Source organism: Chryseobacterium angstadtii (assembly GCF_001045465.1).
Classification (GTDB): domain Bacteria; phylum Bacteroidota; class Bacteroidia; order Flavobacteriales; family Weeksellaceae; genus Chryseobacterium; species Chryseobacterium angstadtii.
This window is the reverse complement of the sequence record NZ_LFND01000003.1, coordinates 293,413-310,056: the sequence shown is the minus strand read 5'-3', so window position 1 is coordinate 310,056 and position 16,644 is coordinate 293,413. Positions and strand designations below refer to the sequence as shown.

Genomic DNA, 16,644 nt, shown 5'->3' with positions numbered 1-16,644 from the left:
AAAAAGCCTCAATCAGCATCCGTTTTTTAGAAATAAATTGGGTTACTCTGCGCAATAGAAGGAACTTAAATGGCGCAGAAAAAAAATGTTTTTTCTATATGCAAAACATAGCTTAAACAAAAAAATGCATCGTGGTGATGCATTTTAAGGGGTTGGGGTTTGTGATTTAGTCATTAATAAAATTATATCAATTTGAAAATTGAAATACAGAACTAATCAGTCTCCTTGATGTCACCAACCTGTTCAACTAAATTTCTTTCTAAAAAACTCAACACAAAATGATCAGAAAGCTGATCATTTTCATCAAATAAATTAGCAAAATAGAGTTCACATCCATGTGCCATTCCTTTCACAAATTCCGAGCTTTCATATTTCTGTACCCCTTTATTTAATTGATCAATTTGTGGGTAAAATAATATAGATTTCAAAGCATTAAATTGAAAATTATAAACATACATTTGTTTCAAATCATGATCTGATGGCTCACGATTTGAAACAATTTTCCATTTTGTATCAATAATTAAAGAACGTGAACTATTATCTTCTTTTTGATATTTTAGCACAATATCAGGTTTGATTGATTTATGCTGCCAAAATATTTTACGGTTCTGTTTGCTTATTGATAATTTCTGTTGAGAAAAATGGTTTTCGTATTTTTTGAGACATTTATAAATATAGACTTCAAAAAGGCGGTTCATATCAAAAAGAATAGCCATTATATGATGATTACCAGAAGAAAAATCGGGGCAAAAATTTTGAATTATCAAGTCAGCTAAAGTTATAGCATATTTATATTCCTCGGTTTTACGATCAAATTTTAACGATTTAATTTCGGATGAAGCTCCATTCCAGGTACTGATATTATCAAAATATAACAGGTTTTGCTTTACTTTCTGATTTATTGAGCTATTAGAAGTAATATATTTAATGACTTCAAGTGCTTTTTTTAAAATACCATTATATGTATTATCCCTGTCATAAACTGTATGTTCTGTAAAAAATCTTTCTTTGTGTACCGTATTAATTTGAATTTGTTTATGTATTAATAAACGCCCCTTTAGAACTTTACTATTACTTATATTCTGACGGTATTTTTTTACCATTCCCAAATGAATCAAACGCTCGACTTCATTTAAAAATGCATAAATGTAGCTATCCAGTAAACTTCCTCTGGCTGCGCTCTGCGAAACCCTTTCTGTTTCATTGAGTTGAATATATCCGGTTCTCTTTAAAATTGTTAATAGTGCTTTTTTCCATTTTAATACGGTTTGTTCATCAGACGAAGGTTTACGATCTGCTTTAGGCAGAATTTCAATAACCTTACCTCCTACCTGAATTACCCCCACATAAGATTTAAATTTGATATGATTAAAACCTACAGTAAAGTATTTGCCTCCATGTGTGTCATTAAATTTAACCAATGCATTGAAATGACTTTGATTAAAGCCTTCTTCATTAACTTTTAGTTTTTCATGTTCAAAGACATAAATAATATTGTTACTCATAAATGCTTTTGATCATTTCAAAAAATTCAAATTCAGAGATGTCGTCCAATCTCTTCATTGAGTAAACTATTCTGTCTTCAAAATCTGAAGAATCATATTGATCAACATTCATAAAAGAAGTTTTGCTTTTCTTAATATCTAAAAATGAAGAACCCAGAATCAAGCCTATTCGAGCATAATCATTGTAAAAATATTCTTGTAATAAAGGGATGATCTTATTAATAAAAGCCAATTTTAAATCTTTTATTTCGTTTACTTTGATAAAAAACGAATGTCCAATAGTGTGATCTCTGCTTAATAATTTTTCCAAACGCTCATTAATTGTTTCTAAAAGCTTTTTCAGATCAACACCAAGACTCTCTCCCTTACCCTCCAGATAAGTGGAATCCGGCATTATCTCTTCGAAAGAAAACCTTCTTCTGAAAGCAGTATCTAATGCTTCTATACTTCTATCTGCGGTATTCATAGTCCCAATAATTCTTAAATTTTTAGGAACTCCAAACAGGCTTTTAGAATAAGGCAATGTTATTACAATTTCAGAATCAGTTCCTAAGCGCTTGTCATCTTCTATAAGCGTGATGAGCTCTCCAAAAATAGAGGCTACATTGCCACGGTTTAATTCATCAATAATTAAGTAATATTCCTGAACATCTTTCCCAAATTTTCTATGTCTGTTTAGCTTTGTATCCGATAAACAAGCCTGAAGTGTTTCATAGCCTGCCAGCTGCGCTGCTTTTTCGCAAGCGTGATAAAATATTCCGGATACAAGTTCATATTGAAGTTTCTCAGAGCCTTCTTCATCCGGGTCTGCCAGAACAGGTTTAATACCTTCTATAAAATCTTCGTAGGAAAAAGACTGATGAAATGTTATAAATGTAAAATTCTTAGGGCTCACTATATTGCCGTCAACACTTTCATTATCTTCAAAATAAAATCCACTTTCTCTTAATGATGTTATTAAAGAGCTCCATCTGGTACCATGATTTAGTCTTACAAAAGTTTTGGTTTGAGAACTGTTTAAATATATTGGATGTTCGAATTTTTTTAACCATTTTACAGGAACTGTCTGAAAAGCCAGATCATTATTTATGGCTTCCGTATAATTATAATCTTCTAAAACCTCAGCAATTCCTAAAAAGCTTCTTCCGGAAATTACACAGATATAATCTCCTTTTTTCACTTCACGCAAATAAGATATCAATTGATAATTTCCCCAGCCCTCTTCTTCTATATGTTTGGGTGTAAGCTGATGCAAATCTCCCCAGGATTTATCGACCCATTCATAGCCAAGAATATTCCCATCCTTTAATTTATCCCATAAATAACCATTTCTTCCCGGTGCTAAATGCCAGAATGTACGGGAAATATCAAGCTTGGTTCTTAATTGAGTATGGGTAACGATCTCTTCTTCCAAACAAAAGTTTTTTCGCACCAAATAGGTTTTTCCTGTTCCCGGAGGTCCATAATAAATCTGATTAAAAGATTTCATTTCCAGAGGTTCGGACCGATGTTCGTCAGTGGATAATTCGTCTGCCGTTCTTATGGTTTCTGCATCATCCGGGCTCCCATACTCATTAAATAAAGCATCATACATACGGAGAATAGGCAATTGTTCATAGGAATAAACAACATTTCCTTCTAATCCTTTACTTATTTTTTTAAGGGCGGCATCTTTCATTTTTCTACCATTTCCTTCTCTGGACAAATTGTCTACGAAATGAGTAAATAAACCGGGATCAAAAAAAGAACTTTTTACCATCTTCAAGTGATTATTCAAATCAAAATAAAGCTGGATATCAATACTATTCCTTTCGGTATCATTTTCTGATTGTAAGACTTTTATTTTTCTGAAATTCTCCTCGTCTTCGTAGCTCTGCCGATCACGCAACATATCTTCTGTAAAAGAACTGTCAGATAATTGAATAGGATAAAACGCCTTGGGTGACTGGCGAATGGTAAGTACAATCAAGCTGCTATCCAGTCTAAAATATTTAAATGCTACAAATTTTTGAGATGTTAAAGGAAGATCTTTGTGTATGACATCAAAGTTCATTTTGGGATGCCCGTCAATATCAAGTTTTTCTCTTGCCTGCCAAAGATGTACAGATCTTCCGGATATTATAAATGCATAATCTCCTTCTTTCAACTCTCCTAATTTCATAGGACTCAGAGTTTCATAATACGCTTCCTGGATCTGTTGATTACCTGTTGTTTCTTTTATTTTTCCAAAAAAAATCTTCATGTTTTTAGTTTTATAGATTATCACAGAAGATCTCTGTGAATACTTTATATATTACCCGCAAGTATAAGGAAAAACTTTAATTCCTGCTTACGGGAAAACATAATATTTTCTGAAAATCTAGCCATTCCAAAAAAAATACCGCCTCATAGAAGCGGTATTTTTTATTGTATTATTTCCTTTTAAAAGGAACGGAATTATTTTTTGGATTTAAGGCTTTTTACTTCCTGTTTCAGGGAGTCAATCTGCTCTTTCAAGGTTTTAATTTTTTCTATCGGAAGGTCTAGGTCTTTATGAGATTTTCATAGTCGTTATCGAAGAGATTAATATATATCCTGCTTGGGTCATATATCTATAACCATTAGAAATATATAATCGGGCCTAATGAAGTCATTGTCTAAGAACAACTATTTTCAACTATCTACTCCAACACCTTAACAAAAGTCCCAATCACTTTAAAATCAATAACATCATCATACTTAAGCACAAGCTTTTTGAATTGTCTATCTGTTGATCTAGGTAACAAAATAATTTCTTCATGATACCATCCTTCATCATTAGCTATTTTTTTGCTAGAATATTCCTTGATTGTATAGCTAGAACCGTATTCTTCATCAAAAATGCACCTACCCTCGGTCAATACGATTAATCCGTTACGGGTGCCTCCATTATACTTTTTAAATAAACAGATGCTTCCATTAGGTATGATCTTATTCATGGATTCTCCGATAACTTTGCAAGCAAAATATTCATTCCCTACTAATGAACTTTCCACTTCAATATATTTTGTTTCCCCGGATTCCTGAAGTTCAGAAAATGTACCTGCTGCTATTTCCAGATCGTAAAAAGGAATGGTATTTTCAGATGGTTCATTTAAAAAATCAATCTTCTTATTACTAATTTTGGATACATACAAAGGAACAAACCGTTGCATGAACAGTCTTAAATTTTCATTGCATATATATACATATGTACCCTGAATACCTCTCAATAATATAGTCTTATAAATATTAATGACATACTCTAGAAGTTCGTCATCATCTTTAATAGAATGTTTACCATTTTTATCTTTGTATCGACTTTTATAAACAACAAATTTTTGCGCTTCAAAGTCATAATCTAACTCAGGACCAATAATGACTCCAGCATAATTCAAGTCATATCCTTGTGTAGTATGAATACACCCTACTTCATTAATAGCGTTTTTAGAATTTACCCAATCCTTGTCCTTACTATTCCATTTTAACTTATCATCACCAATAACAATATCAAACTGTTCCGGCTTTTTTTTAGAAATCCATTCCCAGGCAAAACCGGCTACCATTCTTGATAAACCATGAATGTGATCTTTCTTTTTGATTCTATCAACCATCTCTGCCAGATTATCAAAAATATAAAACTCGTAAGAGCTAATTTTATACTTCTCTACAGAAGAATTAGATGATTCATCAAAAAGTTTATAAATAAGCTTTATGTACTTATTCCCGCCACGAACCCTAAATTGACTTTTTAATCTTTCTGTTCGCGTAGAAGATTCTTTTTCTAACTTCTTAAAGCTATCTCTTGTCGTATCTGAAGGTTTTATTGATTGGTATTGATCATAAAAAATAATAGATTTTTTACTTTGTTTTTTAACCCAATCAAGTTCTGAAGCTGTAAATTTATCCAAGCCAAGCCTCAGACAATTGTTATCAAATCCACGATAATAAGATCCCAAATTCACCCTTCGTCTTAAACGGTGTCCTTCATCTACAATAACCAAGTCATATGTCTTTCTTCCTAAGTCTGCAGGCCCGATTACCATTTTGGCCGACAATCCATCTACATTTTTAAAAACATTAGAAATAGTCTTTCTGAATGAAGCCATTGGAATCACCAAAGCCATATCTAAATTATTATATTTCTCTTTGACTTCTTCTACCAGGGAGAATAATTCTTTGTCTTCTCCATCAAAATCAGTATAATTAAAATCACGTAAGTCCGTTTTTAATAGTTTAAATAGAAAAATAGCCAAAATGGATTTACCTGTTCCAGCTCCTCCATGTATAAGGCTTACTTTAGCATTTCTATCCAGCAGGCAGTTTAAGATCATTTTTAAACCCTTAATTTGTTCTTTTGAAAGTGACTTATAGGGTGAATATTTAAAAAGATCAGAATTATCAATATCTTTCAACTGTTGGTGGGCAATTCCTCTATTAATAAGTTCACCCCATATACTTTTAAACAATTCCCAATATACTTTCTTTTCGTGATATTGATGATTAGAAATCCCTAGGTTGCCATTTTTTAAAGCATATTTCCCATCTGCAGCGATATACTTAATAAGATTAGCCTCTAAATCTAATGTGGCAGACTTATGAAAAAGATCACTTAAAATCAGGTTTACCGATGATAAATGTTTTTTTTCGTCTGACTTTAAATGCGTGTTTATTCTAGTGAGAACATCCGTTGTTTCCCCAATATAGGCAGATTTCTTCCGTTCATTTTTCAAAAAATATACTATAGGCCAAGTCAAATAATCCCTATGATTATTATTTATTTTATCTTCAATGAAGAAATCAAAGTTATACTCTTCGGTAATTAAAAAATTATTCATCTCCAAAATTACAGTTCATCGTATTTGTCAGCCTTTCCTTTCGCCTTATTTACCGGATACTTCTCGTCATTCTTTTGAAGCTTTCTTAAAATAATACTATTTATATCAACATTATTTTTGTGAGCAAGTAGAAGGCCATACATAAATACATCAGCCAATTCCTCTTCCAGCTTATCCCTACTAAAATCTTCCTCTTTTTTCCATAAAAAAACCTCCAACAGTTCAGAAGCCTCAATTGATAAAGCTAGGGCTAGATCTTTAGAATTATGAAACTGTTCCCAGTCACGATCATCGCGAAATTTTAAAAGTTTTTGTAAGGTTTCAGTATCTATCATACATTGATTTTAAATCAGGGTTTCAATTTTACCTTAAAAATAATAAATTTATAGATAAAATCTTCTAAGAAGTTTGATTTCTGTAAAAATATAAATAGTATAAAAAAATATTGATGGTTAATCAAAATTAACAATTACTCTAAAATAGGTTGTATATATTTTATAAAAATGATGCATCCTAAAATCCTGACAATAACAAGTCAGCTATATCAAATGATTATTATAAGAGCTCATACTACAACCCCCTCTTCCCCTCCATCCAATACGCCTGCGATCTCACACACTTCCCATCCACGCCCTTTGCTTTAAGGAATTTCCGGACTACGGACATGGTATTTCCGTTTCCTGTAAGATAAAACACGGCTTCGTTATTCTGGACAGCCTGCTTTTCTTCTCTTAAAAAATCGTTTAAAGCGTCCATAATGTTCTGGATATCGTTTTTCGCGGTGTGATAGCCGTACAGTTCCAGATCTTTCAATATGGAAGGTTCTTCCAGTTCGTGGAGACAGACAAATGAACCGCCAATTTCTTCTGCTGCTTCTTTTATTGCGATGGAGCTTCCCAGTGACGTTTCATCGCCTATGGAAAAGTGAATATCTGCATCAAGATCGAAGAAACGTTTTCCTCTGGGCATTAAAATTTTTGTGGTGTCGCCTTTGGAAAGACTGTTAATGAAACTTCCTCCTACAGAATCCATATCATGAAGATGGAATATCACATCAAAAGTTCCTGCATACTTATTAAAATTGAATGGGGAGTAATTACGAAAATCCCTTTCGTTGACACGTATTCCAATGGCATAGGCAGGTTCAAAAGGAACATCTTCCAGATCGGAAGTAAAACGGATCATACGAAGATCTTTTGAAACAGTTTCTATATGGGTAACGGTACATTCTTTAAATTTTGAGGCCATGACATTTTCAAAAGTGTCATTGATCCATTTCGGTAGGCTTGGCATAAATAATTTTAATACAAAGGAAGCTTCAAAATGGAAACCGGCCGATAGCCATTTCAGGGAATTGATTGGACAATTCGCGGTTTAGTATTTATTTCCGGTCTTGTTACGGAATTCAGATGGCGGGCAGCCTTCAACCTTAGAAAATAAACGGGAAAAATAAGTATGATCGCTGTATCCAAGCTCGTAAGCAATTTCTTTAACAGTAAGCTGGGTAAAGTACAGAAGCCTTTTAGCTTCTATTAAAACTTCCTGATGAATCCAGTACTGTACAGATTTTCCTGTAACCTCCCGGATCACATCCGTAAGATAGCCCCGTGAAATATTCATGGCTTCCGCATAAGCGGAAGGGCTTTTTATCGTTTTAAATTCTTTTCTTACCAAAATTCTGAATGTCCGGGTCAGTTGAAGTGCACGGCCTTCACTGGATATTTCAGAACTCTTTTCTCCTAAAAAAATCATGGCATACATTCCTGCAAAAGCATTCATTAAAGACTGAACCACAAGAAATCCTTCTCTGGTAGCCAGCATCTCTTCTGTACAGGACATTTCCAGCATTTCTGCACATAAACTCAGTTTCCCGGCAGTGCTCTTATCAAGGAAAACAGGTTGTATATCGATCAGAACCTCTTCAAAAACCGACCGTACAGTATCGGGCAGCAGATCTGCTTTCACAGCTACAAACCATCCGCTGACATTTTCCATCAGCATCCCTGCATGCACCTGCCCCGGCAGCAGAAAAAATACCGCAGAATCTTGAGCTTCTATCGTTTTAAAATCAACCATCATCCTGGCACGACCGCTTTCCAGATAGGTGAAAATATAATGGCTGTCGCGATGAATTCCTTTATCAAAAAGATTGTCTTCCGTACTCATGGTCCGTTTTTCAATCCTTTCAATCAGAATACCATGATGGGTAATGCTGCTCAGATCATATGTTGGAATACTTTGTTTCATCTTTAAATGGCCGAGTAAAATTAGAAATATTCATCAGAATAGACGAAACCCAAACCATTATCCTTTAAATAAAACATAAAAAGATCCATGAGCTGGCAGATGACTACAAATAAAACGCCCAGATAAGTGTATTATCTGAGCGCTTCTATTGATATGATTATTCTTTTATGATTTTCCTTGTGCTTTCTTTATCCTTTTGTTTAATACTCAGATAGTAAACTCCTTTGGTAAGGGCAGAAAAATCAATTTCTGTTTTGTTTCTGAAGATCTGATTTCTTACAATAAGCTTCCCGCTGGAATCAGACAGGCTGAATGAAGCTTCACCATCATCTTTCACGGTTAACGTACCGACCGATTTCAGCGGATTCGGATAGAAACTGAAAGTGTATGATTGGTTAATTTCATCTGTAGACAATGCTCCTGAGTTAAAGTTCACCTTAGAAGTAACAAGTCTTGCTCCCATGTATGATCTGCTGGCCGTTACCATTAGATAATCAGGCTTTAAAGTGAACGATGCCGTAGATCCGTAATAACCAACAAGGCCAAAAAAACCGGCAAGCGGTACTCCGTTATTAGGAATATTCCCTCCGAAGCTGCTGTTGATCTGTCCGTTACTTTTTACATAAATCAAAGCATTCTGCCTGTTTCCTGAGCTTGCCGTAGAAACATAAGCCACTCCTACAAGAAAATCCCCGTTAGGAAGAGCCTGTATTTTGGAAAAATTGAGTGAGATCCATGGATATCCTATATTGAGTTCTCCATTGGTTCCAAAAGAAGTATCAACACTCCCGTCAGCCAGATATTTCTTCAGTTTTAAATCTGTTCTTGACGGACTCACAGACACACTGCTTCCTTCAACAGCTTTCCCGTCAGGAAAAATATAGGTATTGTTGAAAGAAATATTCAGGCTAGGATGACTCACATAGGAATTATCCTGGATTCCTGAAGCAGTTTCTATCTTATTGATTCGGATATTTGTGGCAGATGTGGTGTATCCGGCTCCCTGAACATACAGAGAAGAGCCTGAAACCATCATACTTTGAATCTGGGTATAATTATAGGCAGTTCCGTAATCAACCTGTTTAAGCCCCTGATCGAACATGCCTGTAAGCAGTTCTCCGGATTCGTTGAAACATCCGATCTCTGCCCTTGGCTTGTCCTGAAGGTCCGAATAATTATGTGAAATAAAATACTTAGTTCCTGCTTTGTATAAACCGGAACGGTAATGTTTATTGTATTTTAAAGGATCCATATAAATCTGTTTAGTCCCGGAAACACCGTAAGTCTGGTCTATTGTGCCATCTCCGTTCAGACGCAAAAGCTTTGGATTGCCATTGTTGGGAGCTCCCAGAAGCAGTAAAACCTTATTGCTTTCCGTTACTTCAAAAGAAAGTAAAGGTGGTTCTTCAGAAGATGTATATCCTAATAATGCGCTCAGATTAAGAACTCCATTGGTTCCGAATCCGGGATCAAAACTTCCCTGTGGTGTATATTTTTCTATGTAGAATGTATCATTTCTGAACCGTTCAGGAGCGGATGAATATAGCATATAAACGTTCCCGTCACTATCTACTCTGTTTATTCCCCAGGAATAAGAATACATATTTTGAAGGGAATCATAGTTCGACCATGCGAGTGATTGAGCAAAGCCTTGCAGAAAGAATATACAGGCTAAAAAAGATATAATTTTTTTCATTGAATGATGGTTATTATTTTTTATCGTTGGTGTTATTTTCAACGAGGCGCAAAAATACACAATACTTTTTATATATCAATCAGACATAAAAACAGACTCTCATCAGTATTTTATTTAAATAATTCTTTGGGAACAGTTTACAGAAAACAGATAGGATTACAGGTGGTTTGATTTCTTTTATAGTGCATATTTATCGCAAAGAAAAACAAAGGAATATTTCGTGCGGATGAGTGTAAAGAGAAACAAAGACACTTCGTTCATCAAGGTAAAACAAAGAAGTTGTATAACGAGAATAAGTTTTTGCCTTTGTTTATCTTAAAAATGATAAAAACCTCAGCCTTACTATTAGAAAACGTCATCCCGAGTTCTAGCTATTTAGCCTTTGACAAAGCCATTTTTACAGCCAGAAAAGCTAAAACACTTGCCATAAACCATTTTTGTACCTTAATCCACAAAGGATTATTCGCAAAAAACACAGCCACTCTTGCAGCAGTCAGCACAATGATAAAATTAACACTGAAACTTACGAACACCTGAATAACGCCAAGTTCCAGACTTTGGGTAAAAACAGAACCATATTCCGGTTTAATGAACTGTGGAAAAAATGAAAGATAAAAGACCGCTACTTTCGGATTCAGTACATTCGTCAGAAAACCGATCGTGAACAGTTTTTTAGGACCATCATGCTTCCCGTTGCTGTCTACCTCAAATATATTTTTACTTTTCGGTTTAATTGCCTGATAAGCCAGATATAAGAGATAAACCGTTCCCAATGTTTTCAGAACCGTGTAAGCCATCGGAACGGCCAGCAATACAGCCGTCAATCCAAAAGATACCATAACTATGTGAAACAGAAAACCGCAGACTACGCCGGCCAGTGAAATCAGTCCCGATTTTTTTCCCTGTGTTATCGATTTTGAAATTAAATAAATCATATTAGGGCCGGGACTTATAACTAACACAAGAGCAGCCAGGACAAAAAACAGAAGATCGTGAAGTGGAATCATATTCTACCAGTCATTTATTGATGTGGAACGCAACCGGAAAAGTTACCCGGCAATAAAATTTCACAAACAAATATACACCATTTTGCGGGCAATCCTCTCTATAATTCAGATCGGGCTCATAAGATCGCAGTTATGAATTAATATTAAAAATATTTCTCTGGCTAGTCATTTCAGAATATAAAAAGGTTCGGATTTATAAGCCGCAACGCTGAAAACCATACAATCAATTAATTTACAAACAATTAACCATATGTTTTTTTTAACTTAAAATCAGTTCGTCCCGATAATCCCGAACATTCGCAGGCTCTTTTCAGCATAGTTTTGTGCCTCACAATGATCGTATGGATATCGAAAATAAAAAGTCAGATTATACACGCTATATCGTTTATTACCAAAAGATAACAATTAAAAATAAGCCTGATAAAGGTATTTTATTATTTTTGTATTCTCTAAATGGGGAATTTTCCACTTTTTCAGAATAACCACTAAAAACTATGAATCAGATTACGACATGCAGCCTATTTATTCTACCCGAAGAAGGAAAAGCGGAGAAGAAATATTTCGCATCAAAGTGCACAATACCACATTTTTTTTCCAAAGACAGTAATATCGGTTGTTTTTTTACGTTTGACAGTAAACTAAAAGCCATATCCTAACATCTAAAGTTTCATTATTCTAATTTTCTGTAACATCCATCCAATTCAATAGACTATTTGATAGATTTCTACTACATTAAAATTTAAACTCAATGCAAAAATTGTTTTTTAAAACGGCTGTCACGGCCGCGGCGCTCTGTTTCGGCTCCCTGGCTCTGGCACAGCAAAAATATTCTGTAAGCGGTACCGTAAAAGACCAAAAGAATGGTGAACTGCTGATTGGAGTTACGGTAAAAGTAAGCGAAGATCCCTCTATTTCAGTGGTTGCCAATGAATATGGTTTTTATTCGCTTTCACTTCCTGAGGGAAACTACACGTTAATTGTTTCCTATCCGGGTTACCGTGATTTTGAACAGGCGATTAAGGTTGAGCAGAATACGAAGCTGGATTTACCTCTTAATCAGGATGACGGAAAAGTAGGAAAAATTGATGAGGTGGTTATTTCAGGGATTAAAAAAGACAAAAACCTTACCACCGCTCAGATGGGAACCGAAACACTGAGCATCAAAAATATAGAAAAACTGCCAGTTTTATTCGGAGAAAGAGATGTGATGAAAACCATACAGCTTTTACCGGGGATTAAAAGCAATGGTGAAGGCAGCAGCGGATTCAGTGTAAGAGGCGGTGCTACGGACCAAAACCTGATCTTGCTGGATGAAGCGCCTGTTTATAATGCTTCGCACTTACTTGGTTTTTTCAGTACGTTTAACAGCGATGCTCTGAAAGATGCCAGTATCATTAAAGGAAACAGCCCTGCCCAGTATGGAGGCCGTCTTTCTTCGGTAATGGATGTAAAGATGAAGGATGGGAACAATAAGGATTATAATGTAAACGGAGGAATCGGGCTGATCAGCAGCAGATTAAGTGTTGAAGGGCCTATTCAAAAGGAAAAATCATCGTTCATTGTTTCCGGAAGAAGAACCTATGCCGATTTATTTCTGAAGACGAGTGATGATTACAAAGACAGCAAACTGTATTTCTATGATCTTAATTTAAAGGCTAATTATCAGATCAATGACAATAACCGTCTTTATCTTTCCGGGTATTTCGGAAGAGACGTTCTGGGACTCGGAGATACTTTTTCTACAGACTGGGGAAATACAACAGCTACCCTGAGATGGAACAGCATCATCAACAGCAAATTATTTTCCAACACTTCATTAATTTACAGCAATTACAATTATAAAATCAGCCTTAAAAGCAACGATAATACTTTCGGCCTGGACTCGCAGATTGAGGATTTCAACCTTAAGCAGGATTTTACGTGGTTTGCAGGTAACAAGCATTCCGTGCGTTTCGGGCTACAGTCTATTTACCATACGATTACCCCAAGCAGCGCTTCAGGAACGAGTGTGAGCAGCTTTCCAAGAAACCCGAGAAAATCGTGGGAGAATGCCCTGTACATCAATGACGATTTCAAAGCGACTGAAAAACTTACCGTTAATTATGGTTTAAGACTTTCTACATTCAGTATTTTGGGAGGTGATACTTACAATACTTATGAAAACGGGGTTATTACAGACAGCCGGTTTTTAGAGAAAGGAAAATTCGGAAAGACGTATGTTAATCTGGAGCCGAGAATCAGTGCCAATTATCGCATTAATGAGGTAAGCAGCATCAAAGCCGGATATTCCCGCAATACGCAGAACCTTCACCTTCTGAGCAACAGCAGCAGCGGAAATCCTACAGATCAGTGGATCGGGAGCAGCTATTCTGTGAAACCTGAAATCGCGGATCAGATCAGTGCCGGATACAGCCGAAATTTCAATAACAATAATTATGAGCTGAATGCCGAGATCTATTACAAGTCTATGCAAAACCAGATCGACTTTAAAAACGGGGCTCAAATTACTTTTGATACCGCTGCCGATGTAGAAAGTGAATTACTTTACGGGAAAGGCAGAGCCTATGGTTTGGAGCTTATCGCCAAAAAGAAAAGCGGCAGACTGACGGGATGGATTTCCTATACTTTATCTAAAACTGAAAGAAAAATAGACGGCATCAACGATAATGAATGGTATAATGCCAGAATGGACAAAACCCATGACCTTTCTATTGTTGCCACGTATGAACTGAATAAAAAATGGTCTTTATCCGGATTATTCCTTTACAGTACAGGAAACGCAGTGACTTTCCCGACAGCCAAATATGAACTGAACGGACAGACTGTTTTCCAGTACAGCAGCAGAAATGCCGACAGAATGCCGGCTTATCACAGAATGGATCTGAGCGCCACTTATGAACCGGAATCTACAAAACGTTTCAAAGGCTCATGGTCATTCGGTATTTACAATATCTACGGCCGTGAAAATGCCTATACCATCACGTTTGAAGATAACCCGAATAACCCGGGAACTACCCGTGCCATGCAGACTTCATTATTCCGTTGGGTACCTAACATCACTTATAATTTCAAATTTTAGATCATGAAAAATATTATTTTAATCATATTATCGCTGTTTTTAGTCACTTCCTGTGAAAAGGAGATTGATCTGGATCTGGACGACAAAAGCGGAAACATTGTTATAGAAGGCAATATCACGAATCAGCCGGGGCCTTATTTTGTAAGAATAACAAAATCGGTGGCCTTTACGCAAAGCAATCAGTATCCTGCTGTGACCGGTGCTCAGGTGATTTTAAGCGACAATACCGGTCAGACCGAGATCCTGCAGTATGTAAGCGACGGAAGGTATAAGACAACTGCTTTTACCGGAGTTACAGGCAGAACTTATACCCTGAAAGTACAGGCGGAAGGAAAAGAATACACCGCCCAGAGTACGATGCCTGAAGTAGTGAATTTTGACGGTCTTACACAGGACTCCTTCACATTCGGAAGTGAAACCACTTATACTCTTTTACCTGTTTTCACAGATCCTCAGGCATTGGGAAACCGTTATCTTTTTAATTTTACAGTCAACAATATCCCTAAAAAGACATTTGAAGTATTTTCGGATAATATCAACAACGGTATGGTGAATCAAAGGCCATTGTTTCTTCCTAATGAAGAGGACGACGATGACCCTACCAGCCATAAAGTAGTGGTTGGAGATACCATTCATGTAGAAATGCAGTCCATTGATCATAATGTATTCACCTTCTACTCCGCTCTTCTGCAGATTTCAGGGGACGGCGGCCCGGGCGGAGGGATTACTCCTTCCAATCCTCCGAGCAATATCAACAATGGTGCTTTGGGATATTTCTCAGCACATACAACGCAAAGAAAAAGCTTTATTATTCAATAAATCAATAATCAAAATATGAATAAGAGACTGTCCTTTTTCGGGCGGTCTCTTGTGTTTTTTATTCCTATTTCAGGAAACCATAGAACTCAATTGTATTTTACGACAATAAATATTATCTTTAATCGTTGTGTAAAAGCGACGTTTTCAAAACTAATAGAATCATGAAACGTAAAGGATTATTTATAGGAATCCTCATGGGGCTTATTGCCCTTTCCAGCTGCTTAATTTCAATCGGGGCATTGATTGCTCATGAGTTGGCTTATAATACCTCCAGTTTTATCGGAGAACTCTTCTCCATTGATTCTTATTACGCGGAACATTTTACAACAGATCTTATTTTTCTGGGGATTACAGGAATAGGATATTGGCTGGCATTAGGAAAGATTAAAAATGAGGTTTTATCCTATGTACTTCTTCTCGCCTTTATGATTTCTCTGTTTGTATTCGGAAGTGATCTGCTCTTGCAGCTTAGTTCTGTCACAATGGAAAATCCTGACGGACAATCGGAATTGCTTATTTTTGAAAAAGTATTGCTCACAAGTATTATTTACCCTATTTCAGGGCTTATCTATGACTGGAAAAGGAGTAAAAAATTCAACCCGGAAAATAATTAAACTGATGATCAGAAAGATGGTCAGTTCATTTATAACGCAAAAAAGTGGTCTTATATTGATCTTTGTTTCGGGTGTGATCAGTATAGCTTCAGCAGTGATTTAAAAGTAAATCAAAATTCTTTTTTAGTCACTTATGAAGACTGGAGAAAGCTGGAAACATTGCTCCGGAAACTGAATATAACCGATTATCTGCCTGAAAGAAAATAATATCTAATCTTATGAAGAAAAAAACAATTCTGTTCGGCTTGTATATCTTTCTGATTTCAATAGGCTGTACTCTTTTTAATGCCCAAAAAGCTTTGAAAAATTTCGATATTACTCTCCTCAAGCCTGCTAGTGCAGAAATAAAAAATTCAAACTGGGATGGATCTGACGGTGAAAAATACTTTCAGATAAAAATCCTTCTGCGTGATTTCCGCTTTGAAAAACAAAATACCAAAACATCCATTGTATTAGATTTTATTCCTTCAAAGAAGATCAATATTCATGAACTGGAAAATAAAACCTTTGAATTTCCAATCAATCCCGATCCCGGTTATATTGACGGATCTATTTATCTTTCCCATTCCCACAATCCGGTAGATGTGAAAAAAATAACATTTGGAAAAATCACAGGTAACGTCATAGAAACGTCCATCTATTATGATATCATATTTGAATTTGAAAATACGGGGTACCGAAATATAACGGATCAGAAGATGACATTTCCTTTGTCCCTTGAAAAATTGAGGGATCGGTAAATAATGATCTTTGGAAAAAAATTAATTGCTATGATTAAAAAAACCTCACAGGTTTTGGAAACCAGTGAGGCTTATAAAATAACTTATAGGTTCAGTGTATTT

The 16,644-nt window shown here is 35.7% G+C and carries 12 protein-coding genes; 4 read left to right on the top strand and 8 right to left on the bottom strand.

What is annotated here, in order from left to right; translation table 11 throughout:
• Nucleotides 1-212: 212 nt before the first annotated feature.
• The 8 genes from ACM46_RS09555 to ACM46_RS09520 form a co-directional block, all read right to left on the bottom strand.
• Nucleotides 213-1,505, bottom strand: coding sequence for an McrC family protein (locus ACM46_RS09555; RefSeq protein WP_048506425.1), 1,293 nt, complete (start codon nucleotides 1,503-1,505; stop codon nucleotides 213-215).
• The gene (locus ACM46_RS22810) at nucleotides 1,498-3,747 is read right to left on the bottom strand and encodes an AAA family ATPase (RefSeq protein ID WP_053082688.1); all 2,250 of its coding nucleotides are present in this window, start codon (nucleotides 3,745-3,747) and stop codon (nucleotides 1,498-1,500) included. The genes ACM46_RS09555 and ACM46_RS22810 overlap by 8 nt, the downstream gene beginning before the upstream one ends.
• Nucleotides 3,748-4,165: 418 nt before the next feature.
• Nucleotides 4,166-6,340, bottom strand: a complete 2,175-nt coding sequence (locus ACM46_RS09545) for a DNA/RNA helicase domain-containing protein (RefSeq protein WP_048506424.1) — start codon at nucleotides 6,338-6,340, stop codon at nucleotides 4,166-4,168.
• 8 nt (nucleotides 6,341-6,348) lie between these two features.
• The gene (locus ACM46_RS09540; protein ID WP_048506423.1) at nucleotides 6,349-6,675 is read right to left on the bottom strand and encodes a nucleotide pyrophosphohydrolase; all 327 of its coding nucleotides are present in this window, start codon (nucleotides 6,673-6,675) and stop codon (nucleotides 6,349-6,351) included.
• Nucleotides 6,676-6,910: 235 nt separating this feature from the next.
• Nucleotides 6,911-7,633, bottom strand: coding sequence for an FAD-binding oxidoreductase (locus ACM46_RS09535; RefSeq protein ID WP_048506422.1), 723 nt, complete (start codon nucleotides 7,631-7,633; stop codon nucleotides 6,911-6,913).
• 81 nt (nucleotides 7,634-7,714) lie between these two features.
• The gene (locus ACM46_RS09530; protein ID WP_048506421.1) at nucleotides 7,715-8,587 is read right to left on the bottom strand and encodes an AraC family transcriptional regulator; all 873 of its coding nucleotides are present in this window, start codon (nucleotides 8,585-8,587) and stop codon (nucleotides 7,715-7,717) included.
• Nucleotides 8,588-8,744: 157 nt separating this feature from the next.
• Nucleotides 8,745-10,283: a T9SS type A sorting domain-containing protein gene (locus ACM46_RS09525; protein WP_131707568.1), complete on the bottom strand. Its 1,539-nt coding sequence runs from the start codon at nucleotides 10,281-10,283 to the stop codon at nucleotides 8,745-8,747.
• Nucleotides 10,284-10,654: 371 nt separating this feature from the next.
• On the bottom strand, nucleotides 10,655-11,290 hold the full coding sequence (locus tag ACM46_RS09520) for a LysE family translocator (protein WP_048506419.1): 636 nt from the start codon (nucleotides 11,288-11,290) through the stop codon (nucleotides 10,655-10,657).
• Between the two features lie 748 nt (nucleotides 11,291-12,038).
• Here ACM46_RS09520 and ACM46_RS09515 point away from each other — a divergent pair.
• The 4 genes from ACM46_RS09515 (at nucleotide 12,039) to ACM46_RS09500 (ending at nucleotide 16,542) form a co-directional block, all read left to right on the top strand.
• A complete protein-coding gene (locus ACM46_RS09515) occupies nucleotides 12,039-14,369 on the top strand; it encodes a TonB-dependent receptor (protein WP_048506418.1) in 2,331 nt (776 codons plus the stop codon).
• Nucleotides 14,370-14,372: 3 nt separating this feature from the next.
• Nucleotides 14,373-15,188, top strand: a complete 816-nt coding sequence (locus ACM46_RS09510; RefSeq protein WP_048506417.1) for a DUF4249 domain-containing protein — start codon at nucleotides 14,373-14,375, stop codon at nucleotides 15,186-15,188.
• A gap of 161 nt (nucleotides 15,189-15,349) precedes the next feature.
• A complete protein-coding gene (locus ACM46_RS09505) occupies nucleotides 15,350-15,802 on the top strand; it encodes a hypothetical protein (RefSeq protein ID WP_131707567.1) in 453 nt (150 codons plus the stop codon).
• 218 nt (nucleotides 15,803-16,020) lie between these two features.
• Entirely contained in the window at nucleotides 16,021-16,542 is a 522-nt protein-coding gene (locus tag ACM46_RS09500) for a hypothetical protein (RefSeq protein WP_048506415.1), read from the top strand.
• Nucleotides 16,543-16,644: the final 102 nt, after the last annotated feature.